Source organism: Paracoccaceae bacterium Fryx2 (assembly GCA_032334235.1).
Taxonomy (GTDB): Bacteria; Pseudomonadota; Alphaproteobacteria; order Rhodobacterales; family Rhodobacteraceae; genus JAVSGI01.
In genome coordinates this window covers 3,129,286-3,151,527 of the sequence record JAVSGI010000005.1, presented here as the reverse complement: position 1 = coordinate 3,151,527, position 22,242 = coordinate 3,129,286, and the positions used below count along the sequence as shown (strand labels likewise).

At 68.6% G+C, this 22,242-nt stretch carries 27 protein-coding genes; 16 read left to right on the top strand and 11 right to left on the bottom strand.

Annotated features, from left to right (window positions below):
- Position 1 precedes the first annotated feature (1 nt).
- Entirely contained in the window at positions 2-1,216 is a 1,215-nt protein-coding gene (locus RNZ50_24465; GenBank protein ID MDT8858129.1) for an efflux RND transporter periplasmic adaptor subunit, read from the bottom strand.
- 399 nt (positions 1,217-1,615) lie between these two features.
- Between RNZ50_24465 and RNZ50_24460 the strand changes: the two genes are divergently transcribed.
- Both RNZ50_24460 and RNZ50_24455 read left to right on the top strand, forming a co-directional pair.
- Entirely contained in the window at positions 1,616-1,783 is a 168-nt protein-coding gene (locus RNZ50_24460; protein ID MDT8858128.1) for a helix-turn-helix domain-containing protein, read from the top strand.
- Positions 1,725-2,144, top strand: a complete 420-nt coding sequence (locus RNZ50_24455) for a cytochrome c (protein MDT8858127.1) — start codon at positions 1,725-1,727, stop codon at positions 2,142-2,144. Before RNZ50_24460 ends, RNZ50_24455 begins: the two co-directional genes overlap by 59 nt.
- 314 nt (positions 2,145-2,458) lie before the next feature.
- Here the strand turns inward: RNZ50_24455 and RNZ50_24450 are convergent, their stop codons facing one another.
- Positions 2,459-2,632 (bottom strand): hypothetical protein, encoded by a 174-nt coding sequence (locus RNZ50_24450; GenBank protein MDT8858126.1) that lies wholly within the window; start codon positions 2,630-2,632, stop codon positions 2,459-2,461.
- A 17-nt stretch (positions 2,633-2,649) separates the two neighbouring features.
- Here RNZ50_24450 and RNZ50_24445 point away from each other — a divergent pair, with 17 nt between their 5' ends.
- The 10 genes from RNZ50_24445 to RNZ50_24400 all read left to right on the top strand — a co-directional run bounded on the left by RNZ50_24445 (position 2,650) and on the right by RNZ50_24400 (position 12,518).
- Positions 2,650-3,735, top strand: coding sequence for a hypothetical protein (locus RNZ50_24445; protein ID MDT8858125.1), 1,086 nt, complete (start codon positions 2,650-2,652; stop codon positions 3,733-3,735).
- A 2-nt stretch (positions 3,736-3,737) separates the two neighbouring features.
- Entirely contained in the window at positions 3,738-6,485 is a 2,748-nt protein-coding gene (locus RNZ50_24440) for a VWA domain-containing protein (GenBank protein ID MDT8858124.1), read from the top strand.
- The gene (locus RNZ50_24435; protein ID MDT8858123.1) at positions 6,482-7,498 is read left to right on the top strand and encodes an AAA family ATPase; all 1,017 of its coding nucleotides are present in this window, start codon (positions 6,482-6,484) and stop codon (positions 7,496-7,498) included. Before RNZ50_24440 ends, RNZ50_24435 begins: the two co-directional genes overlap by 4 nt.
- Positions 7,498-8,376 carry a DUF58 domain-containing protein gene (locus tag RNZ50_24430; GenBank protein MDT8858122.1) on the top strand — a complete coding sequence of 293 codons (879 nt, stop codon included), beginning with the start codon at positions 7,498-7,500 and terminating at the stop codon, positions 8,374-8,376. Before RNZ50_24435 ends, RNZ50_24430 begins: the two co-directional genes overlap by 1 nt.
- Complete coding sequence (locus RNZ50_24425; protein ID MDT8858121.1) at positions 8,373-9,332, top strand: ABC transporter ATP-binding protein; 960 nt, start codon at positions 8,373-8,375, stop codon at positions 9,330-9,332. Before RNZ50_24430 ends, RNZ50_24425 begins: the two co-directional genes overlap by 4 nt.
- Positions 9,322-10,113, top strand: coding sequence for an ABC transporter permease (locus RNZ50_24420; GenBank protein MDT8858120.1), 792 nt, complete (start codon positions 9,322-9,324; stop codon positions 10,111-10,113). Before RNZ50_24425 ends, RNZ50_24420 begins: the two co-directional genes overlap by 11 nt.
- 26 nt (positions 10,114-10,139) lie before the next feature.
- Positions 10,140-11,162: an ABC transporter substrate-binding protein gene (locus RNZ50_24415; protein MDT8858119.1), complete on the top strand. Its 1,023-nt coding sequence runs from the start codon at positions 10,140-10,142 to the stop codon at positions 11,160-11,162.
- A 71-nt stretch (positions 11,163-11,233) separates the two neighbouring features.
- Positions 11,234-12,043 (top strand): ABC transporter ATP-binding protein, encoded by an 810-nt coding sequence (locus RNZ50_24410; GenBank protein MDT8858118.1) that lies wholly within the window; start codon positions 11,234-11,236, stop codon positions 12,041-12,043.
- Between the two features lie 95 nt (positions 12,044-12,138).
- Positions 12,139-12,399, top strand: coding sequence for a hypothetical protein (locus RNZ50_24405; protein ID MDT8858117.1), 261 nt, complete (start codon positions 12,139-12,141; stop codon positions 12,397-12,399).
- Positions 12,372-12,518 carry a hypothetical protein gene (locus RNZ50_24400; protein ID MDT8858116.1) on the top strand — a complete coding sequence of 49 codons (147 nt, stop codon included), beginning with the start codon at positions 12,372-12,374 and terminating at the stop codon, positions 12,516-12,518. The genes RNZ50_24405 and RNZ50_24400 overlap by 28 nt, the downstream gene beginning before the upstream one ends.
- Before the next feature lie 59 nt (positions 12,519-12,577).
- Here the strand turns inward: RNZ50_24400 and gfa are convergent, their stop codons facing one another.
- The 7 genes from gfa to RNZ50_24365 all read right to left on the bottom strand — a co-directional run bounded on the left by gfa (position 12,578) and on the right by RNZ50_24365 (position 17,975).
- On the bottom strand, positions 12,578-13,174 hold the full coding sequence (gene gfa, locus RNZ50_24395; protein ID MDT8858115.1) for an S-(hydroxymethyl)glutathione synthase: 597 nt from the start codon (positions 13,172-13,174) through the stop codon (positions 12,578-12,580).
- Positions 13,175-13,312: 138 nt separating this feature from the next.
- Positions 13,313-14,107: an ABC transporter permease gene (locus tag RNZ50_24390; protein MDT8858114.1), complete on the bottom strand. Its 795-nt coding sequence runs from the start codon at positions 14,105-14,107 to the stop codon at positions 13,313-13,315.
- Entirely contained in the window at positions 14,104-14,832 is a 729-nt protein-coding gene (locus RNZ50_24385; GenBank protein MDT8858113.1) for an ABC transporter ATP-binding protein, read from the bottom strand. Before RNZ50_24385 ends, RNZ50_24390 begins: the two co-directional genes overlap by 4 nt.
- A 244-nt stretch (positions 14,833-15,076) precedes the next feature.
- Positions 15,077-15,334, bottom strand: coding sequence for a PepSY domain-containing protein (locus RNZ50_24380; GenBank protein MDT8858112.1), 258 nt, complete (start codon positions 15,332-15,334; stop codon positions 15,077-15,079).
- A 19-nt stretch (positions 15,335-15,353) separates the two neighbouring features.
- Complete coding sequence (locus RNZ50_24375) at positions 15,354-15,797, bottom strand: hypothetical protein (protein ID MDT8858111.1); 444 nt, start codon at positions 15,795-15,797, stop codon at positions 15,354-15,356.
- Between the two features lie 15 nt (positions 15,798-15,812).
- Positions 15,813-16,784 (bottom strand): YVTN family beta-propeller repeat protein, encoded by a 972-nt coding sequence (locus RNZ50_24370; GenBank protein ID MDT8858110.1) that lies wholly within the window; start codon positions 16,782-16,784, stop codon positions 15,813-15,815.
- A 3-nt stretch (positions 16,785-16,787) separates the two neighbouring features.
- Positions 16,788-17,975 (bottom strand): ABC transporter substrate-binding protein, encoded by a 1,188-nt coding sequence (locus RNZ50_24365; GenBank protein ID MDT8858109.1) that lies wholly within the window; start codon positions 17,973-17,975, stop codon positions 16,788-16,790.
- Positions 17,976-18,095: 120 nt separating this feature from the next.
- Here RNZ50_24365 and RNZ50_24360 point away from each other — a divergent pair, with 120 nt between their 5' ends.
- Genes RNZ50_24360 through RNZ50_24345 form a run of 4 tightly spaced genes read left to right on the top strand, consistent with a single transcriptional unit; the run spans position 18,096 to position 20,893 of the window.
- Positions 18,096-18,605, top strand: a complete 510-nt coding sequence (locus RNZ50_24360) for a DUF3280 domain-containing protein (protein MDT8858108.1) — start codon at positions 18,096-18,098, stop codon at positions 18,603-18,605.
- A gap of 8 nt (positions 18,606-18,613) precedes the next feature.
- The gene (locus tag RNZ50_24355; GenBank protein ID MDT8858107.1) at positions 18,614-19,150 is read left to right on the top strand and encodes an SRPBCC family protein; all 537 of its coding nucleotides are present in this window, start codon (positions 18,614-18,616) and stop codon (positions 19,148-19,150) included.
- A complete protein-coding gene (locus RNZ50_24350; protein ID MDT8858106.1) occupies positions 19,140-20,081 on the top strand; it encodes a beta-propeller fold lactonase family protein in 942 nt (313 codons plus the stop codon). Before RNZ50_24355 ends, RNZ50_24350 begins: the two co-directional genes overlap by 11 nt.
- Entirely contained in the window at positions 20,081-20,893 is an 813-nt protein-coding gene (locus RNZ50_24345; GenBank protein MDT8858105.1) for a quinoprotein dehydrogenase-associated SoxYZ-like carrier, read from the top strand. Before RNZ50_24350 ends, RNZ50_24345 begins: the two co-directional genes overlap by 1 nt.
- Here RNZ50_24345 and RNZ50_24340 read toward each other — a convergent pair whose 3' ends face one another.
- The gene (locus RNZ50_24340) at positions 20,894-21,427 is read right to left on the bottom strand and encodes a PQQ-dependent catabolism-associated CXXCW motif protein (GenBank protein MDT8858104.1); all 534 of its coding nucleotides are present in this window, start codon (positions 21,425-21,427) and stop codon (positions 20,894-20,896) included.
- Positions 21,424-22,236 carry a quinoprotein dehydrogenase-associated putative ABC transporter substrate-binding protein gene (locus tag RNZ50_24335; protein MDT8858103.1) on the bottom strand — a complete coding sequence of 271 codons (813 nt, stop codon included), beginning with the start codon at positions 22,234-22,236 and terminating at the stop codon, positions 21,424-21,426. Before RNZ50_24335 ends, RNZ50_24340 begins: the two co-directional genes overlap by 4 nt.
- Between the last annotated feature and the right edge of the window lie 6 nt (positions 22,237-22,242).

Here is a 22,242-nt window from a genome sequence, read left to right as displayed (position 1 = left end):
CCTAGTTCTCCAGCAGGCGGATGGTGTCGCCCGGCGTCAGTTCCGGCAGGGCAGCGGTCACCACGATGTCGCCCGCAGCTATGCCGGACCGGATCTCGGTCAGTCGCCCCGCCCATTCCCCGCCCGCCTCGACCGGCTGGCGCACCAGCACATCGCCGTCGATCTTCAGCACATGTTTCCCGGCCCGGTCTGTGCGCAGCGCATCGGTCGGGATCGCAAGGGCATCCTTCGCCTCGGCCACCACGATCTGCCCGGTGGCGAACATGCCGCCCAGCAGCAGCCCCTCGGCATTGTCGATGGTCACATAGACCTGAATCGTCCGGGTGCCCTCGGCGGCCACCGGGTTGATCCGGGCGACGCTGCCCGCGAAGCTGCGCCCGGCGATGCCGTCAACCGTGACGGTCACATCCTGTCCCGGCCGCAGCAGCGACCCGGCCGAGATCGGCGCGTTGCCCTGCATCTCGACCCGCGACAGGTCCACCAGGCTGATCAGCGGCGCGCCGACCGACACGAAGGTGCCCGGCTCGACCGCGCGGGCCGAGACGATGCCGCCGAACGGCGCGCGCACCGTGGCGTTGCGCAGCGTCAGTTCGGCCGCCAGCACCTGATCGGCCAGCGCCGAAACGGTGGCGCGCAGCCCTTCCACGCTGCTGCGCGCCTCCTCCTGGCTGGAGGCGGTGGACACGCCGCGATCCAGCAGCGCCTGCACCCGCTGCAACTGCCCCTCGGCCAGCGCAAGCTGGGCGCGGGTGGCATCGGCGTTGCTGCGCTGCAGGTTCAGATCCAGCGTCAGCCGTTCGATACCCACCTGCACCAGCATGTCACCCGCCGCCACCGCGTCGCCCGGCCGCGCCGTCACCGCCTCGACCTGCCCGCCGGTCTGCGACGAAAGCTGCGCCCGGCGCGCCGGTTCCAGCGTGCCGATCACCTTGACGGTGCGGCGCAGGGTCTGCGGGGCAAGGGTGGCGTATTCATCGGGGTTGACCTGCATCCGGCTGACCACGGCCACCTCTGGCGCGGCGGGCGGGGCGGGGCGGCTTTGCCACCACCAGGCATACCCGCCCACGGCCAGCACGACCAGCAGCGCCACCAGCCATGGCCACAGCCGCCGCCGCCGCGGCAGACCGGCCCTTGCCCGCTGCGCCGCCGCCATCTCGCGCGGAGACATGGCCCATTCCGGCTTGTCCAGGGTCGGAAAGGTGGGGTTGGTGGTCATGGCTGTTCCGTTCGATAGATGTCTTCGGGTCGGCAAAGCCAGACACCATACCGCCGCGCCCGGCCATGATGCACGTCAGTAAAAGACCCCTGTTCCGCCGACGACGCCGACCCTGCATTAATTGGCATCATTGGCAGGGTTTTCAACCGATCGGGCACGCCCGCTTTCCGGCCCGGCCCCCAAACCGCATGACAGCGCCTTCGATTGGCGGCCGGACGCGGCAGCCATGCCGCCTTGATTGCCGCCTGCCGCAAAGACGTGTAAAATTGTCCTCTGCGAATCCCGGATATCGGTCGGATGGCCGGGGTCTCGTGCAGGGGGTTTGACGACCGGTTTCCGGAGACGCCTGGGGATCACAGCCCTTCGTCCCCGGGTGCCGTGTTCTTTACGGGAGAAAGCATGTCGTCCTTCAGGAATGTCGTTTCGCTCAGTCGCGGAATGGAGGTGTTGCGCGCCGTCAACAGCGACGGCCGTGCCACGGTCGGCTACATCCACGCCCGCACGGGCTTTGACAAGGCGACGATCGTCCGAATGCTCGAAACCCGCGCCTCGACAGCCAGCGGATGAACCCGAACCGCTGAGAATCTGCAGCGGTGTCTTCACCGAAGAACAGGCCGAGCGCGGCAAACTGGTCTACACGGAAATCTGCGCATCCTGCCACGGCAACACCGGAAGGGGCGGGCCAAGCGTGCCGACCCTGACGGGATATACGCTGAACTCCAAACACGAAGGGGTGTCGCTGAGCACCTACTTCCGGTTCATGCGCGACACCATGCCGGTCGGCCGGCCGGGCAGCCTGCAGGAACAGACCTATGCCGACGTGCTGGCCTACCTGTTGAAGATGCACGGCGCACCGGCGGGCGATCACGAGCTTGCGGTGATGGACGCCCGCTTTGCCAACATCACGATAGAGAAGAAACCGAAATAACGACACCCGCGCGAACGCAAGTGTCAACGCCCGCATCACCGTGCGGGGCGAACGACCGACCATGCATGAAGGAGGAGCACCAGACCGGACCACCATCTGCCGCTGACCCGCAAACGATCAACAGGTGTCGAGACCGGCCGAGCCGTCTCGCGCTAGGAGGAGGAACTCATGACGATTGGCCGCACCTTTCACCTTGCATCTGTCAGCAGCGCGACCGCCAATGTCCGCATCAGGATGGTCCAGAAGGGCAGGTCACTCATGGCCCCGACCCTTTCCGACCGCAGGTCGCTGCGACGTTTGCACTCTGCAAGACTTCAACTCTCTTCCGCGGGCTGCAGGTGATGGGCCTGCAACAAGGTATCCAGGGTGCCGTCGGCGATCAGGGTGGCGATACCGTCGCCGAGCAGCGTGTTCAGCCAGGTGTCCTGGCTGCGCGTGGCGATGCCGATCTCGATCAGTTTCACCTCGAACGGCAGCGAGGCCAGCACGCGAAACCCGGCCGTTGGTGGCCGCCTACTGGCCCGCGACCGGGGCGCCGCATGTGGTGGCCTGGATAGCTGCCGTTGCCGACCTGTCGGGCTGGTTCGTGGTGGTCAATCTCCTGCCGCTGCCGCCGCTGACGGGGGGGCTGCTGCTGGCGGCGGTGGCGCCCGGGCTGCACCGTCTTCTGCTGGCGCGCGCTTCTGCTGGCGCGCGCGATGTGGATCGGCATCGCGCTGGCCGTCGCGCTGATCCTGACGCGCCAGACCGCGCTGACCGGGCTGTTGCAGCCGGTCGTGCGCCTGGTGCCGCAATGACCGGGGGGCCGCTGCCGCACCGCAACCGCCCGCCTGCCGACCCGTTGCTGGCCCCGCTTGCGGCACTTGCCCGGCTGCGGCTGATCCGCGATCCGGCGACGGCGGGGCTTGCGGCCCTGCTGGCGGGGGCGGTCACGGCGCTGGGGGCCGGTCTGGTCGATCCGCAGGGCCGCATCCTGCCGGGCGGCGCCGTGCCGCCGGCGCTGGCGCTGGGGGCCTTTGCGTTGCTGGCCGGGGGGCTGTGGGTGTGGCGGCGGCGGCCGGGCCGGGTGGGCCTCGCCTTCGACGTGGACCGCAGGCTGGGCCTCGGCCAGCTTTACGGCTCCGCGGTCGATCTGGCGCTGACGCCCGCCGCTGCGAATGGCGCCGTTGCGGATGGCCCGGTGCCGCGCGCCCTGCTGGCCTCGGCCGGCGAGGCTGCGGCACGGATCGACCCGCGCCGGATCAGCCTGCTGCTGACCCGGACGCTCGCGGCCCTCTGTGCCCTGCTGGCGCTGGTGGCGACCCTTCTCTGGGGCGGCTGGCTGACCGCGGCGCCGCTTCCCGCCCCCGACCCGATCGGGGCCGAAGCCGGTGCCAAGGCCGAAAAGACCCGGCGCGAGGATCTGGAAACCGTGGCAAGCCTGATTGCGGCCGAGGCCGCGCGGCGCAAGGATCCCTATCTTGCCGCGGTCGCCACCGCCCTTGCCCGGGAGCTGGAACGCGACGGCGCCGCCCCGCTGTCGTCGGCGCAGGGGTCGAGGTCTTTCAGGCCGATGACCTGCCCGAGGATGACGCCCGTTTCGATCTGGTGATCGTGGATGGCATCGCCATCCGCCGCGCGCCCGCGACCAGCACGCTGTGGATCGGGCAGGGCCGGGTTGCGGGCGGCGATGCCCCCGTGCCGACCCTCGCGCCCGACCCCGACCACTGGGACAACACGCATCCCCTGGCGCAGATCGGCGGCTGGGCGGCGCTGGGCATCACGCGGGCCTATCGGCTTGCGCCCCTGCCACACGCCACCGTCCTGCTGTCGGCGCAGGGCGACCCGCTGCTTCAGGTCCGCCGCCTGCCGCAGGGGTTCGACGTGCATCCGGCGTTCGACCCGGCTGAAAGCACCTGGCCCGAACAAAGCGGCATCGCGCAATTTGCGGCGGCGCTGGCCGACCTGCTGGCTGCGCCCCCCGGCGCGGCACCCGTCGCCGCCTGCATCGTGGTGCTGGTGCAACCCGCCGGAGCCGAAATCCCGGCGGAAGGTGCATCCCGCTGGCAGGGGCCAGAGGTCGGCATCGTCGGCGCGGGTGCCGCGGCACGGGTGCTGGCCGACCCGGGTGCGGCGCCCGTTCCGGCGCAGCCGGCGGAACTGCGGCTGTCCGGGGGGCTTCTGCCGCTCGACCTGGCACTGGCGATGGTGCCCGAGGGCCAGCGCGGCCGGCTGGTGCTTGCCGCCGACATGGTGATGGGAGCGGATGCGATGGCAGGGCTTGCGACCCGCAGGGTGGTGGTGGACCGCCTGCCCGCCCTGCCGCCGCCACAGGGCGAGGTGATCCTGCGTGGCATCGACCTGCCCCGTCAAGTGGTGGCGGGCGATGCGGTCACGGCGGTGGGCCTTGCCTTCGCGCAATCCGACACGACGGCGCTGCTGACCCTGTTGCAGGATGGCCGAGCGGTGGCCGAACAGACCATCGCGCTGACCGCAGGCAACACCCGCGTCGAGGCCGACCTGCCGCCGGTCGCGGGGGGCGAAACGCTGATCGAGATGGCGCTTTCGGCCCCCGGCGACACCTGGCCACAGAACAACCGCGCCGGGCGCCTGCTGACGGCCGAACCCCCGCGCCGGGTGCTGGTGATCGCCCCTTCCGACGCGCATGGCACCGCCTTTGCGGGCCCCTTGCGCGCCGCCGGAGTTGATGTCGAGGTGATCTCCCCCGGCCACGCGCCGGAATACCTGCCGGGCTGGCTGGCCTACGGTGCCATCGTGATGGTCGACACCCCCGCCATCGCCCTTTCGACCCGCCAGCAGGGCCTGATCGAGACGGCGGTGGCCGATCACGGGCTGGGCCTGCTGATCCTCGGCGGGCCCAACAGCTATGGCCCCGGCGGCTATTACCAGACCGCGCTGGAACGCCTGTCGCCGCTGTCGAGCCGGATTCCGCGCGACGCGCCAGAGGTCGCGATGGTCTTCGTTCTCGACCGCCCGGGCAGCATGTTGCAGCCGGTGGGCGAAGGCACGCGGCTCGACATCGCCAAGCGCGCCACGCTTTCGGCGGTCGATCTGCTGAACCCGCGCAGCCAGATCGGCATCATCGTGTTCGACGCCGAGGCGCAGACGATCCTGCCGCTGGGCGAGGTGGAGGCGGCGCGCACGAAAGCGGCGCTGGACGGGGTAGACCCCGGCGGCGGCACCGCGATCCTGCCCGGGCTGGACGCGGCACTTGCCATGCTGAGCGGCGTCGATGCCCCGGCGCGGCATGTCATCGTGATGACCGACGGGCTGAGCCAGCCGGGCGACTTTCCCGCCATCCTCGACCGGCTGCGGGGGCAGGGCATCACGGTTTCGGCCGTGGCCATCGGTCAGGGGGCCGACCGCAGCGTGGTGGAAACCATCGCCGCGCCGGGTGGCGGGTCGGCCCATACCAGCAGCGATTTCGAGGCCCTGCCCTCGATCCTGTCGCAAGAGGCGATGCTGCTGTCGGAGCCGATCGAGATCCGCCGCTCGCAGCCGGTCTGGGCCGATACGGCGGCAGGCTTTCTGGCCGGGCTGCCCGACCCCATGCCGCCGGTTGAAGGCTTCGTGCTGACGACTGCCATACCCGAGGCGCGGCTGGCGATGGTCACCCCTGACAAGGAAGGCCGCGACGCGCCGCTGCTGGCGTGGTGGCGCTATGGCAACGGCACGGTGCTGGCGCTTGGCACCGATGCGACCGGCAGCTGGACGAGGGGCTGGCAGGCGGTGCCCGCCTACGGCCAGTTCTGGACCCGGGCGCTGCGGGCGTTCCTGCCCGCCAGCCACGCGCCGGGTCTGCATCTGTCGGCCGAAGGTCGCGGCGAGGCGCTGCACCTGACGCTGGAGGCGCTGACCGAAGACGGCGAACCCCGCGCCGGGCTTGACCTGACGGCCGCCGTCACCATGCCGGACGGCGACACGCTGGTCACGCCGCTGCGCGAGAGCCGGGCCGGGATCTACCGTGCCGCCGTGCCGCTGGACGCGCCGGGCCGCTACGCCGTCAGCGTGCAGGTCGCGGCCGCTCCCGGCGCCAGGCTGCCCGGGCCGCAAAGCCTGTCGGCGGCCTTCCACCATTCCTATGCAACGCAGTTCGATCTGGCCCATCCGGGCGGAGCCGCGGCCTGGCTGGCCGAAACCACCGGCGGCAGGCTGGTGGACCCCGACGAGATGCTTGCCGCAGGGGCCGGGCTGTCGTTACGCTGGCAAGGGCAGGGACAGGTCTGGGCGCTGCTGGCGCTGGCACTTTTTCTGATCGAACTGGTTCGCCGTCAGGCGGGCCTGCCCCGACGCCGACCGACCCGGACAGCAACGGCCAGACAGCAAGGGAGTGAACTATGACCCCCATGACAGCACCGACCGCGATCGACCCAGACCTTGCGACGCTGGAACGGCTGCGTGCGGCCCTGCAGGCCACCCGGGCCAGCGTGGCCACCATGGTGATCGGCCAGCCACAGGCGCTGGACCTGATGCTGATCGGGCTGATTGCCGGCGGCCATGTGCTGCTGGAAGGGCCGCCGGGGGTGGGCAAGACCCTGATGGTGCGCTGCCTTGCGCAGGTCAGCGGGCTCTCGTTCTCGCGCATCCAGTTCACGCCGGACCTGATGCCCGCCGACATCGTGGGTGCGATGGTGATGGTGCCCGATGCCGACGGGCGCAACCGGCTGGAGTTCCGCAAGGGCCCGGTCTTCGCGCAACTGCTGCTGGCCGACGAGATCAACCGCGCCTCGCCGCGCACCCAGTCGGCCCTGCTGGAGGCGATGCAGGAGGCGACGATTTCCTCGGCGGGCATCAGCACCCCCCTGCCCCGGCCGTTCTTCGTGCTGGCCACCCAGAACCCGATCGAGATGGAGGGCACCTATTCCCTGCCCGAGGCGCAGATCGACCGGTTCCTGTTCCGCATCGACGTGGCCGACCCCGATCAGGACACGCTGACCGACATCCTGACCGCGACGACAGGCGCGGCGGCGGCAAACCGGACCCGGACCATCACGCCCGACGACATCCTCCAGCTTCAGGCGCTGGTGCGCAGCGTGCCGATTGCCGAGCCGCTGCGGCGCGGCGTGGCGCGGCTCAGCGTGGCAACCCAGCCGGGGCGCAGCGACACCGATGCCACAGTGACCCGCCATGTCCGCTTCGGGATCAGCCCGCGCGGGGCGCAGGCGCTGGTGCTGGGCGGCAAGGCCCATGCGCTGCTGGCGGGGCGCAACCATGTGGCAGTCGCGGACCTGCGGGCGGTGCTGCTGCCGGTGGTCCGCCACCGGTTGCAGTTGAACTTCGAGGGCCTCGCGTCGAATCTCGATGCCGACGCGCTGATGCTGCGCCTGTTCGATCAGTGCCTGGGGCACCTGTGATGCGCCCGCCCCCCGCCCTGCTGGAGCAACTGAAGGCCTCGCGGCTGCTGCCGATGCGGGCGCGGCCTTCGGTCGGGATCGGCGAGCGGCGGTCGCGCAGCAAGGGGGCGGGCATGGAATTCATCGACCACCGCCCCTATCGGGCGGGTGGAGACACCCGCCACCTTGACCCGCATGTGATGGCCCGCACCGGCGAAGCGGTGATCCGGCAATATGTGCAGGGGCGGCAACTGCCGGTCACCCTCGTGATCGACGCCAGCCCCTCGATGCTGATCGAGGATGGCGCGAAGTTCCGCTCTGCCTGCCTGCTGGCGCAGGTGCTGGGCTTTGTCGCGCTGACCGGCGGCGACCGGGTGCAGGCCGCGATGCGCGGCGCGCGGGGGCTGGCCCTGTCGCCGCGCTGGCAAGGGGCGGCACGGGCCGAGGCGCTGTTTGCCTGGATCGCCGGGGTCGAGGCCGGCGCGGCCGACGCCGGCTTTGCCGCCACGCTCGCTGACGTGACGCCACATCTGCCGCAGGCGGGGCTGGTGGTGGCGCTGAGCGACTGGTGGGGGGACGGGGTGCGCCAGCGGCTCGACATCCTGCACGCGGCGGGGCACGAGATCCTGGCGATGCAGATCCTGTCGCCGGGCGAAAGCGACCCCGCGCGGCTGGGTCAGGGATTGATGACCCTGCTGGATGCCGAAACCGGGGCCGAGGTCGAGGTGATGTCCGACGCCGAGACCCTGGGCCGTTACGGCGTGCTGCTGCGGGCCTGGCAAACCGGTCTGCGCGAGCTTTTCAGCGCCCGCCACTGGCATTTCCTCGCCGCCCCCTCCGACGCCGGGGTGTACGACATCTGCCTGCGCACCCTGCGCGGCGTGGGGGTGCTGGCATGACGCAGGCCGATGACATCGTGGTCGATGCCGTGAGCAAGCCTTACGGGCGGCACCTGGCGCTGGATCAGGTCAGCCTTCGGGTGCGCAGCGGCAGCGTCTTCGCCCTGCTTGGCCCCAACGGCGCGGGCAAGTCGACCCTGATCGACATTCTCTGCACCATCCGCGCCCCCGACGACGGCAGCGCGCAGGTCAACGGGCTGGACGTGGTGCGCCAGTCGCGCAAGGTGCGGCGCGAGATCGGCGTGGTGTTTCAGGATCCGACGCTCGACACCCGGCTTACGGTGCGGGAAAACCTCAACTTTCACGGCATGGTCTACCAGAGGGGCCGCGCCGACCGACACCGCAGGATCGACGAGCTGCTGGCGCTGGTGGAACTGGAGAATTGGCGCGATGCGGTGGTCCGCACCCTGTCGTCGGGCATGAAGCGGCGGCTGGAGATTGCCCGGGCGCTGATGCACGAACCGCGCGTGCTGTTTCTGGACGAACCGACCGTCGGGCTTGACGCGCAGGCCCGCGCCGGGATCTGGAGCTATCTCGACACCCTGCGCAAGAACCGACCGCTGACGGTGGTCGTCACCACCCACTACATCGACGAGGTCGAAAGCTGCGATCATGTCAGCATCATCGACCATGGCAAGATCATTGCCGAAGGCACGCCCGACGCGCTGAAGGCGGATCATGGCCGGTTGCTGGTGCGGGCGCGCCCGGCCTCGGCCGCCGTCGGGCAGGCGATCCGCGCGCGCCACCCCGGCGTGCTCGACGGGGCGGGCGGGCTGCTGCTGATCCCGTTGGATGACCCGGCGGCGCTCGACGCGCTGCAGGCCGACTTCGGGCCCGACCTGCGCCACATCACGATCGACCAGCCAAGCCTTGAAAACGTGTTTCTCAGCCTGACGGGGCGCGACCTGCGCGAGGGCGCCCCCGCCTCGCGCCGCGGGAGGCCGAATGGAAGGTGACCCCCCCAACGCGGCCCGGCCGCGCCTTTCCGCCGTCTGGGTCGTGACGCTGCTTCGGCTGGCCTTCCTGGCGCTGCTGATCGGGCTGTGGTGGATCGCCTCGATGAATGTGGCGCGCAATCTGGTGCCATCGCCGCTGGCAACGTGGGAGGCGGCGCTGCGGCTGTTTGCCGAGGGGCGGCTGCAGACCGCGCTGGGCGACAGCCTGTCGGTCTATGGCTCGGGCTATCTGATCGCCATCGCGGTGGCGATTCCGCTGGGGGTGCTGATGGGCGCGCTTCGGCTGCTGGGCAAGACGCTGGAGGTCTATGTCTATGCGCTGGCGGCAACCCCGCGCGTCGCCTTCATCCCGCTGATCATCGTGCTGCTGGGGCTGGGGTTCGAGGCCAAGGTGTTCATCGTCTTTCTCGGCGCGGTGATGCCGATCCTGATCAACACCTATGCCGGGGTGCGCGAGGCCGATGCCGAACTGGTGGAAATGGCGCGCTCGGTCGGGGCGGGGCGGGTGCGGGTCTTTACCCGCGTCGTGCTGCCCGGTGCGGTGCCCTATGTGATCGTCGGCCTGCGGCTGGGGGCGACCATTGGATTGATTAACACCGTCGTGGCCGAGCTGTACACTGCCGTCCGGGGGCTGGGAGGGCTTCTGGCGGTGTATGGAAACACCTTCCGCATGGCGGAATACTTCGTGATCGTGATCGCGCTGGCAATGATCGGCGTCGTGGTGACCGAAGCCCTGCGCCATCTGGAGGGCCGTCTGGGCCGTTGGCGGGGTTCGGCATGAAAACCCGCAAAAAATGGGAGGAACGAATGGGCAATTCTTATCTGGGCCGGACGCTGCTGGCGGGCCTGCTGGCGCTGGGTCTGGCCGGGGCCGTGGCGGCAGAGCCGTTCCGGCTGATCATCACCGATCTGGAAACGCCGCTGGTGCCGAACTCGGTGATGGATCTGGCTGAAAAGCTTGGCTACTTCGAGGCCGAGGGGGTGGAGGTCGAACTGGTCCGCGTGCAGCAGACCCCGTCGGCGCTGGCTGCCCTGCAGGCGGGCGAGGGCGAGATGGCCAACATCGGCACCGATGCGCTGCTGCAACTGGTGCTGGGCGGGGCGACCGACCTGCGCGCCGTGACCTCGCCCAACAAGGCGCTGCCCTTCCTGATCGCGGCGCGCGACGGCATCGACACCCCCGCCGATCTGGCCGGGGCCAGCTTTGGCGTGGGCCGGGTGGGCAGCCTTGACCATTCGCTGAGCATGAAGGTGCTGGCCTCGCAGGGGGTGGCGGTCGACGGGCTGGAGGTCGTGACGCTGGGCCAGCCGTCGGCACGGGCGCAGGCGCTGGCCGCAGGGCAGATCGACGCCACCACGATGTCGATCGGGGTGTGGAGTGCGATGCCCGACAAGACCGGGCTGCATGTGCTGATCGGCCAGGATGACTACTTTGCCGCCGCCCCGGTGGTCAGCAAGGTCAACATCGTCACCCAAGCGACCCTCGACACCCGCGGCGACGAGGTGCAGGCGGTGATCCGGGCGCTGACCAAACTCAGCCGCACCTTCGCAGACACGCCCGAGGTCTGGGTCGATGCCGTCGCCGCCGCCCGCCCCGATGTCGAGCGCGCGACGCTGGAAACGCTGGCCGTGGCCTTCAGGGAAAGCTGGAGCATCAACGGCGGGCTGAGCGCGGACGAGCTGAAATACACCACCGACTGGCTGTACCAGACCGAGGATTTCGCGGGCAAACCCCCGGTCGCGCTGGAGGCGTGGGTGGATTTCGGCCCCGTGGACAAGGTTCTGACCGATATCGGCACCGCGCCGGGCCTTGACGCGCAGACCCGATGACCATGGCCGCGTACCCCCGGCCCGACGCAGGGGCGATGCCCGGAGCCTCCGGTGCGGCGCCCCTGCTGGTGATGGATGGCGTGACCAAACGGTTCCGCCATCCGGGCGGCATGACCAGCATGGCGCTGGACGGGGTGTCGCTGGAGGTGGGCGAGCAGACCTTCGTGGCACTTCTGGGCCCTTCGGGCTGCGGCAAGACCACGGTTCTGCGGCTCGCCAACGGGCTGATCACCCCCGACAGCGGAAGCGTGCTGCTGGCGGGCAAGCCGCCGCAGCCCGGGCCGGGGGCGGGTTTCGTGTTCCAGTCGTTTCGCCTTCTGCCCTGGGCCACAGTGCGCGCCAATGTCGAATTCGCGCTGGAACCGCTGGGGCTGGACCGGGCCGAGCGGCGCGCGCGGGCAGACCGCTATCTGGCGCTGGTCGGGCTGGCCGGCAGCGCCGACCGCCATCCCGGCCAGTTGTCGGGGGGGATGCGGCAGCGCGTGGCGCTGGCAAGGGCGCTGGCGGTCGAGCCCGACATCCTGCTGATGGACGAACCCTTTGCCAGCCTTGACGCCCAGACCCGCGAACTGCTTCAGATCGAGTTGATGGCAATCTGGGCCCGGCACCGCGCGCTGGTGCTGTTCGTCACCCACAGCGTCGACGAGGCGATCCTCTTGGCCGACCGGATCGTGCTGATGGGCTCGGGCCGGGTTCTGGAACAGATCGAGGTCGGGATCGAGCGGCCGCGCTGGTCGGCCGAGGTCCGGGCCGACAGGCGCTTTCTCGACCTGCGCGCCTACCTGTGGAACCGCATCCGCGACCTTGTGCTGTCCGATCCGGCCTCGGAATTCTACGGGCGCGCGACGATCCTCCAGCAACGGGGCAACGAATGGGTCTGATCATCGGCATCTACGCCATCTGGCTGCGCGAGGTGAAACGGTCGCTGCGCGACCGCGGGCAGATCATCGGCGGGGTCAGCCGCCCGCTGCTGTAGGTGCTGATCCTCGGAATCGGGCTGAACCCCTGTTTCCGCGGCGAGGTGTATGGCGAGGTGCGCTTTGTCGTGCCCTACACCCATATGCAATTCATCTTTCCCGCCGTGATCGTGCCGAACATCCTTTACACCTCGGTGCAGGCGGCGGTGTCGCTGATACGGGACAGGGAGTTCGGCTTCCTGCGCGAGGTGCTGGTGTCGCCCCGCCCAGCACCTTGCCCAGCAGCACCGCATTGCGCGGCATCGGCGACACCACGCTGACCCGGCGGGTCGAGGCGATCCTGTCAGATCTGGCACGCGACGGCACGCTGGCCGACCGCTACGGCCTTGGTGCGTCTGTCCGGTGCTGGGACGAGTACGGGTGCCGCGCGACGGATTGAACCTGCGCGCACCGCTCCGGCTGCGGCCATGCAGACCGCAACCGGCAGGGTTCGAACCGTCACGCCGCCAGCTTGCCCGAAGCCTTGGCGAGATGGGTCGCGATGGCATCCATCAGGGCCGGAGACAGCGCGTCATAGGGCGGCAGGCCGATCTCGGTCAGGCGGGCGCGGATTTCCGGCATCTTGTCGGGGCTGACGCCGCTTTCGATCACCGACGACACGAAGGCGGCAAACTCGGGCGCCGCCCAGCCGGGGGTGTCGCTGAGTTCGGTATGCACGAAGTCCAGCCCGTAGAACGGATGTCCCTTGTTCTCGATCCGGCCATACATGTGCACGCCGCAATCCTTGCAGGCGTGGCGCTGGATCGTGGCCTTTTCGTCCACCACATGCAGCTTGTCGGCCCCCGAGGTCACCTTCACCTTGTCGCGGCTGACCACTGCCACCTGCGAGAAGATGGCGCCTTCCGGCTTCCAGCATTTGGTGCAGCCGCAGGCGTGGTTGTGGGCGGTCTGCGCGCCGATCTCGACGGTGACAGGGTTGGTCTTGCAATGGCATTTCAGCGTGCCGCCGGCGAACCCCGGCTTGGTCGGCGCAATGCCGTTGTCGATTGCGGGATGCAGTTTGATCACTTTGTTCCTCCTCCAGAATTTGAACATCGGCGCCTCCATTCCATGGACTCGGGGTCGGACGTCGTTGCGTCCGGTCGCCGGTTTCAGGTTCACGGCAAACCGCCCTTGCGGCAATACAGCGGAAGGTGGCGGTTTTTCGCGCGGGCTTTCACCGCGACTCGGGCGTCAGCGCAGCTTGCGCCGCAGCATCGACCGCGCCGGGTCATAACCCCACAGCGCGCCCAGCAGGAACACGGCGAAACTGCCCGCGACCCAGAGCAGCGCGGTCAGGTTCAACTGGCCGTAAAGCGCAAAGCGGATCAGTTCGACCGCGTAGGTGAACGGGTTCAGCGCACAGAGGTCGTGCAGCAGGACAGAGCTTTCCTGCATCTTCCACAGCGGATAAAGCGCCGATGACAGGAAGAACATCGGAAAGATGACGAAGTTCATCACGCCCGCAAAGTTCTCCAGCTGCCGGATGGTCGAAGACAGCAGCAACCCCAGCGCCCCCAGCATAAGCCCGCTGGCCACCAGCGCGGGCAGCACCGCAAGATAGCCCATCGGCGGCATGGTGATGCCGGTGGCCGCGGCGATGGCCAGAAACACCCCAACCTGCAGGATAGACACCGCGACACCCGCCAGCAGCTTGCAGAACAGCAGCCACCAGCGCGGCAGGGGCGAGGTCAGCAAGAGCCGCATCGACCCCATTTCCTGATCATAGACCAGCGACAGCGAGGATTGCATCCCGTTGAAAAGCTGGATCATCGCGCAAAGGCCCGGCACGATGTAGACCTCGTAGGTGATGTAGGTCTGGTAAGGTGGAATGATCGACAGGCCCAACGCGGCGCGGAACCCTGCCGCGAACACCACCAGCCAGACCAGCGGCCGCACCAGCGCCGCCAGAAACCGGCCGCGCTGCTGCAGGAAACGCAGCGCCTCGCGGGTGACGATCACTCCCAGCGCGACAAGCCACGCCCTCATGGCGCAACCCCGCCGCCGTCGGCGGTCATCGCCAGGAACGCCTCTGCCAGTGTGCTGCCGCCCGCGATGGCGGCAGCGCTGCCGTCGGCCAGCACCCGGCCCTGATGCAGCACCACGACCTGATCGCTGTCGCGCACCTCGTCCACCAGATGCGTCGCCCACAGCACCGCCAGCCCCGAGTCGGCAAGGTCATGCACATGCCCGCCGATCGCCGCACGCGAGGCCGCGTCCAGCCCGACGGTGGGTTCATCCAGCAGCAACACCTGCGGCCGGTGGATCAGGGCGCGCGCAATCTCCATCCGCCGCCGGTGGCCGCCGTTCAGGGCGCGCACCTGCTCGTCGGCCCGTTCGGCCATGCCGAGGCGTTCCAGCGCCGCCTCGATAGAGCGTGCCGCCGTCCGCCCCGAAATGCCGTGGAGCCCGGCGAAATAGCGCAGGTTGCGCCGCACCGACAGGTCGAGATCAAGCGTCGGCTGCTGGAACACCACGCCGATGCGGGCCAGCGCAGCGCGCGGGTTGCGGGCCATGTCGATCCCGGCGACCTCGATCCGGCCCTCGCGCGCCACGATCAGCCGGGTCAGCAGCGAGAACAGCGTCGATTTCCCGGCCCCGTTCGGCCCCAGCAGCGCGCAGAACCGCCCCGGCGCCACGGCAAAGCCGACATCGTCCAGCGCCGGTCGCCCATTGTAGCTGTAACTGAGGTGCGAAACCTGCAAACCCATCACCTGGCCCCCGCGCGCCGCCCGGCCCCTGCCTTTACGGCGGGCAGCGTCCTGCGGATGACCGTCGCACAGGCGGCGGCGGTCCACAGCAGAAAACACGCACCCGGCCACGGTTCAAACGGCATGGCGGCCGGAACCGGGGGCGTGGCCGACAGGGGAAATGCCGTCGGGCCGGGCGTGTTGCTTGCCCTTCCGGTCTTTGCCGGCCGCCTCGGCCATCAGATTCCCTGCCCCCGGCCGAACCGCGTCATTCCTTGGTTTTCTCGGTCACGGCAAAGGCCGCATCCATCTTCATGTCATATTGCCCGTCGGCGCAGAACACGTCGTCAAGCGCATAGCCGCCATCCTTGACCTCGATATCGTCGGGGTCCATCTGGCACTGGATGTCGGCCAGCGCCCGGGTGATCGCGTCGACGGTCTCGGCGGGTAGATCGTGCGCCGCGACCGGCATCGCTGTTGCCATCAGGGCCGCAAGGGCCAGTGCCCGCAAGGCAGACTGTTTCATGCATCACTCCTGTCGGATTTCACTGGATCGCGATCGTCATGCGCTGGCTTGCGCCGGATGTGCCGGGGATCCTGACTTCATAGCTGCCCGGCTTGATGGCGATGAACGACAGGGTGGCGGTGCCTGCCGCATCGAATTCCAGACTGTCGATCGCCATCGGGCGCACCTCGATGTCGCTTATGACGATTTCGTTCATCCAGATCGCCCGGAAGAACGCGGCGCCTTCGATTGCCAGTTCGGCGGTGCCGTCCGCCGTGATCTGCATCTCGTAATAGGCGCCCGACTGCAGGGTCACATCACCGGCCGACAGCGGCTGACCCGAGGCGAGGGTTACCACGATCGGTTCGCCCCGGTTGCATTTCGCCAGAAGGCCGGCAAAGCCGAGTTCCGTGCAAAGCGGGCCGGCCTGGGCTTGCGGTGCAAGCAGCATGGTTGCGGCAAGGATTGAGGCAAGGCGTTTCATTGCTTTCTTCCTTTCTCAGTTCGGGGCCACGACGACGCCCCAGGGCTGTTCGCCGACCTGGACCGACCTGATGACCTTTTCAGCCTTCACGTCGATGATGCTGACATCGTTGGAGTTGCCGTTGGTCACCACCAGAAAGGCCTCGTCCGGGGTGAAATCCATCTGCCAGACGCGCTGGCCGACCAGCAGGTAGTCGATCACCTCGTCGGTCGCCGCGTCGATCACCGCGACCCGGTTCGCAGGCCCCAGCGCCACGAAGATGCGTGAGCCGTCCTTCGTGACCCTTAGCCCGACCGGTTGCAGCCATTCCGGCAGCACGCCCGGCACCTCGAAGCCGATCTTCCTGGTGATCACGGGTTCGGCGCCGGTGATGTCGATCACCGAAACCGTGCCGCCGATTTCCGAGCTGACATAGACCTTCTTGCCGTCCGAGGTGAACTGGGCATAGCGCGGCCGTTGATCGACCAGCACGTTGTGGGTGATCTTGTAGGTCGCGGCGTCGATGAAATGCGCCATGTTGGTGGTTTCCGACGTGTTGATGAACACGCTGCCATCGGGGTGGATCGCCATGCCTTCGGGTTCCACCCCCACCGGCACCTCGGCCAGCACTTGCCGGGTCTTCACATCGACCACGGTCACGAGGTTGTCGTTCTCGTTGGCGATATACAACGGGTTGCCCGAGGGGTGCAGCACGAACAGCTCCGGGTCGGGGCCCGAGCTCAGCGTGTGCAACTCGGCATAGGTTGCCGGATCGAACACCCGCACCGTGTTGTCATCCGAGGCGGCGACGTAAAGCTCGGTTCCGTCAGGGCTGATGGTGATGCCGCGCGGGCGGTTGCCTGCGGGAAACTCGGCAATCACCTCCCAGGTGGCGCTGTCCAGCACGGTGACGCTGTTGCCGCGCTCGTTGGTCACGAACACCTTGTTGGCCAGCGCCGGGGCGGCGCCCAGCAGGAACAGCGGCAGGATCAGCAGGGCAGGTTTCATTCGTCATCCTCCAAACGCGCGGCAGGTGGTTTCGGGGGCATCGGTGCCCAGCGTGTCCAGCGGCGAGACCTGATGCAGAAAGCCCTCCTGCGGCGAGACGGTCACGGTCAACCGGCCATCGGTCAGCAGGATCGGCTGGCGCAACTGCCCGTTCCAGGGCCGGAAGGTCAGCTTCTGCCCCTTGAAGGCCGCAAGCTCGAAGTCGTTCGACAGGGCATAGGCGCGGATCGTGGCAGGTTCGGCCGAACCGGTCCGCGTCACCGCCTCGCCGATCACCCGCATCGCCAGCCAGACCTGATAATCCTCTTCGCGCATGGGTCGCCCGTTCAGCCGTTCGAACCGGTTCTGGAACTGCGTGGCGCCCCAGGCTTCCAGCGCGGGATGCCAACTGACGGGGCGCAGCCCGGCAGAGCCCGCGACGGGGCGCGCGTCCCAGGTGTGCCAGGGCAGATAGCCCGCGAAGATGTCGGAGTCGTCGGCGGCCAGCACAACGTCATGATCGGCGGCGCGCTGGGTAAAGACCGGCATCTGGCGTTGCACCATCACATGCCCGGTGTCGGTGTTGCGCGAGCCGCCGGTGTCGGCAAATTCGCGTTCCTCGACCACCCTCGCGCCGAACTTTGTGGCAGAGCGGCGGTAAGCCTCGGCCAGCGCCAGGTCTTCGGGGTGGGAGCCGTGGATCAGGAACAGCCGCGTCCATTTCTTGAACACCAGAAACTGCATCACCGCATCGGAAAGCATCGCCCGGCTGGGGGCCACATGCAGCAGGTTCGCCCGGCAGCCGTCATTGCGCAGATCCTCGTCACGTGCGCTGGCGTTCAGCACCAGCACCTCCGGCCCGGCGCGGTCGGCCAGCGCCTGCTGCGTGGCCCCATCGGCCATCAGCACGATCAGCCGCGCGCCCCCGGCCAGCAGGGCATCGAAAGCCGCCTCGGCTTCCTCGGGCGGCACGGCGCGGGTTTCGGTGGTGTAGGTGTTGCCCAGGAAGGCGCCGGTCGTCTGGTTGTCGCCGGTGCCGAGTGCCGCCCCGGCGAAGCCCAGGTCCGGCGGCGGCACGTCCAGTCGCGAGATCGGCAGGGGCTTTGCCACATCCACCCGCAGCACGGCGACGTTCACATCAAGCGCAAGGGCCTGCGCCGCGCCAAGCAGCACGAAAAACCCTGCCGCAAGCAGACTGTGGGGCTTCGGCATTCCGGGCGACCTCCCAATCATCCTGAATCCTTCGGGGTTGATGATGCGGGATCAAGGCCCCCCGTGAAACCGCTACTTATGGAGCATTGTCCCGGACACGTCGCCGGTTAGCATGGCCCGATGCGGCGTGCTGTGATCCTCCTGCTGATGGCCCTGTTGCCCCTGCCCGGCCTTGCCGCGACGGACGGCCCGCTGTTGCCCGGCGCAAGCGTGGCCTTTCTGGGGATCACCTTCATCGACACCTCGACCGAGGGCGCCTACAACGGCGTTCGTGCCGATGAAACGGCGCGGATACCGCTTCTGGAAGATGCCGTGCGCAGCCGCTTTGCCGAGGAAGGGCTGGTGCTGCTGCCCAACGACCCGATTGCCGCCGAGCTTGCCAACACCGTCAACCCCGCCGACTGTTACGGCTGCGAGGTGCGGATGGCCGCGAAACTGGGCGCCGACTATGTGCTGGTGGGCGAGGTGCAGAAGGTTTCCAACCTGATCCTCTCGATGAACCTGGTGATGCGCGACGTGAAGACCAGCGAAATGGTGCGCGGCATGTCGGTCGACATCCGGTCGAACACCGACGAGACATGGCTGCGCGGCATTCGCTACATCCTGAAAAACCACTTCTTCAAACGATGAGGACCGCAATGAGCCCGTTCCGAAACCTCTGGCTTGCCGTTCTGCTGGTGTTGCTGCCGACACTGGCGCTGGCGCATGGCCCGACCCGGCAGAAGGTCACCCTTTCGGTCGATGTGACCGCCCCGCCCGAGGCGGTCTGGGCGGTGATCGGCAATTTTCAGGACATGAGCTGGCATCCGGCGGTGTTCTCCACCACCGGCGTGAACGGCAACCAGATCGATGCGACCCGGGTGCTGACACTGGGCGCCGAAGGCGGGCCGACGATTGCCGAAACGCTGACCAAGTTCGACGCGGCGAAGATGAGCTATTCCTACATGATCACCGCCGTCGATGTGGCGGTGCTGCCGGTCACCAACTATTCCTCGCACCTGACGGTAAAGCCGCTGGACGGCGGCGGGTCGCAGATCGAATGGCGGGGCGCGTTCTATCGCGGCTATCCCAACAACGACCCGCCGGAGAACCTGAATGACGCGGCCGCCATCGCGGCGGTCAGCGGGGTCTATCAGGCCGGGCTTGACGCGCTGGCGGCAAGGTTTGCGCCGTAGCCTTCCCCTTCTGGCGCTTGTGGCGCTGCTGGCGGGGCCCGCAGCGGCTGATCTGGCTTACGTCACCAACCAGAACAGCAGCGACCTGAGCGTGATCGACCTTGACCTCATGTCCGAGGTTGCCCGCCTGGACGTGCCGGGCAAGCCTGCGGGGGTGTCTGTGGCCGATGGCGCGGTCTATACCGTCAGCACCGAATCCCGCATCCTTCGCCGCCATGCGCTGAACGGCGGGGCAACTGCCGAACTTGCCCTCGATGGCGGGCCGATCGGCGTGGCGGTGGATGCGCCGCGTGGCCGGGTGTTCGTGTCGGACTGGTACAACGCCCGCGTCTGGGTGATCGGCGCGCGCGACCTGAAGGTGCAGCGGGAGCTTGTCACCGGCAGCGCGCCCGCCGGGCTGGCGGTGTCGCCCGACGGGCGCTGGCTGGTGACAGCGGATCGCGACGCCGACCAGATTTCGGTGTTCGACGCCGAAACGCTGGCCCCGCGCCATCGCGTCGGTGTCGGGCAGCGCCCCTTCGGCGTGGCCTTCGCGCCGGACGGGCGGGTTTTCACCGCCGATGTCGGCAGCAACAGCGTCACGGTGGTGAACCCCGAAACCGGGCAGGTTCTGGGCCGGGTTGCCACGGGCGCGCGGCCCTATGCGGTGGCCTTCGCCGCCGGGCGCGGCTTTGTCACCAACCAGTATGCCGACAGCGTGACCGTGTTCGATCTGGCAACGCTGGCGGTTCAGGCCGAGATTGCGGTGGGCGAATACCCCGAAGGCATCGACGCCACGGAAGACGGGACGCGGATCGTGGTGGCGAACTGGTTTTCCAACAGCCTGACGGTGATCGACGCCGCCAGCCTTGCGGTGATCGGAGAGATTGAAACCGGCGACGGGCCCCGGGCCTTCGGGCGCTTCGTGGCGACAGATGAGGGGGATGGCTGATGCAGTGGAAGGCGTGTCTTGCCGTAGTGGCGCTGCTGTGCGCCGCGCCCGCCACGGCGGACGAGGCCGCCTGGCCCGACATCCGCCACCAGCTTTACGGCGAACGGGTGCTGCACCCCGCCGCCGGGGTGATCACGCTGGCCGCGCCCTACCGCACCGGCAACGATGCCCGCACCGTGATCGGGGCCGAGGTGGCGGCGCCGCCTGGCCGGATGCTCAGCGCGGTGACGCTGGTGCTCGACAACAACCCGATGCCGGTTTCGACCGTGTTCCGGCTGGCCGAGCCGCAGGCCCGCTTCCGCTTTGACGCCACGCTGCGCATCAACGGCCAGACCCCGCTGCATGTGGTCGCAGAAACCTCGGACGGGCAGTTGTTCGTGGCCGATGGCTATGTGAAGACCTCTGGTCAGGGGGCCTGCGCCGCACCTCCGGTGGGCGACCCGGCGCTGGCGCTGGCGACGCTGGGGCAGATGACCATCGCGGTGGGCGAGACGGGCACCCTGCCGTTGCGCTCCGCCCTCGCCAATCTGCGCCGCGACGACATGCGGATGACGCTGGGCATTCGCCACCCCAGCCATTCCGGGATGCAGATGGACCAGATCTCGCTGCTGTTCATCCCGATGCGCTATGTCGAGACGGTGCAGATCGGGCTTGATGGCCGCCGCTATGTCGATGTCACGGGCTCGATCTCGCTCAGCGAGGATCCCGAACTGTCGCTGTCGATCCCCGCTGCGACGCGCGCCATCGACGTGACCATGACCGACACCGACGGCACCACCAGCACGGCAGAACGCAGGCTCGCCGCCTGGTGATCAGAGCCCGCCCGGCGCAGGCTCCAGCCGCTCGGTCGGATAGTCCTGAAACGCCCAGCCATCGGTGCCTTCGGGATACCAGAACACCCGGGTGTAGCCGTATTCCAGCGCCCGCTTGGCCGCGTTCCACGACATCCAGCAGTCTTCGAGACAGAAGAACAGCACCGGCCGGTCGGCATCGCCGCCCGTCGCCTGCACCAGACCGGTGCGGAACCACACGTGCATCGGTTCGGCAAGCTGGCCGTAGCCGACGTTGGGCAGCCAGATCGACCCCGGAATCGAGTGGCGCGGCTGGTCGCGCCAGATCGTGCCTTCGGGCAGGTTGGCGGGCTTGGGCGCGCGGGGCAGCACGTCGATGAAAGCCACCTGCCCGGTTTTCCACAGCGCAAAGGCGGTCTCGGTCGAAACCACCGTGGCGCCGGGCAGCACATCGGGCACCGGGGCGCGGTAATCGTCTTGCCGGTAACCCTGTTCCTGCCCCCATGCCGCCGGTCCGGCCAGAAGGGCCCCCGCCAGCAGCAGGGCGCGGATCACTTCGGCAGGTCCAGCGCGGCGGTGCCCGCATCGTTCAGCAGCGGCACGCCTGCCTCGGCCATGATCGCGTCGATTTTGGCCTGATTGCGGCGGATCAGCGAGTTCAGCTTGCGTTCCCACACCTTTTCGCCCTGCCGCACCCCCATGGTGATGCGGTAGTTCAGGCGCGGCGGCAGGGTTTCGGCCACCAGCGGCGTGACCTTCAGGCCGGGGTGGCTTTGCTTGACCAGCGGCCCGCCGATCGGCCCCCACAACAGGCCCGCGTCGATCACGCCGCCTTCCAGATCGGCCAGCATGTCCTCGGCCGGGCTTTCGTAGCGGCGGTCCACCATCAGGTTGTAGCCCTTGGCCAGCGGCATCAGCCCGAGGCGCGCCAGATGCGTGGCGGGCGGGCTGCCCGCGATCACGCCCACGCGCTTGCCCTGCAAGGCCGGATCCGCCAGCGTCGCCACCCCGGCCAGCGGGCCGTCGGTCGCCACGATCAGCACATAGGCAGAGGTGTAGTAGTGGTTCGTGTTCAGAACCAGTTCTTCGCCCTGGGCATAGCCGATCACCAGATCGCATTCATTGGCCTGCAGGGTCTTGCGAATGAACCCGGTCGCCATCGGAAACCAGGTGTATTCCAGCGGCAGGGCAAGCTCGGCTGCCAGCAGTTCCGCGATCCGGTTCTCGAACCCGCCCCCCTTGTCATCCGACAGCGGCCGGTTTGCCGGGTCGGCACAGACGCGGAGCGCGGTCTTCGACACGAGGTCCGATGTCTGCGCCACGGCGGCAGGGCCTACGGCCAGCGCCAGAACCAGACAGCCCATCCCGCG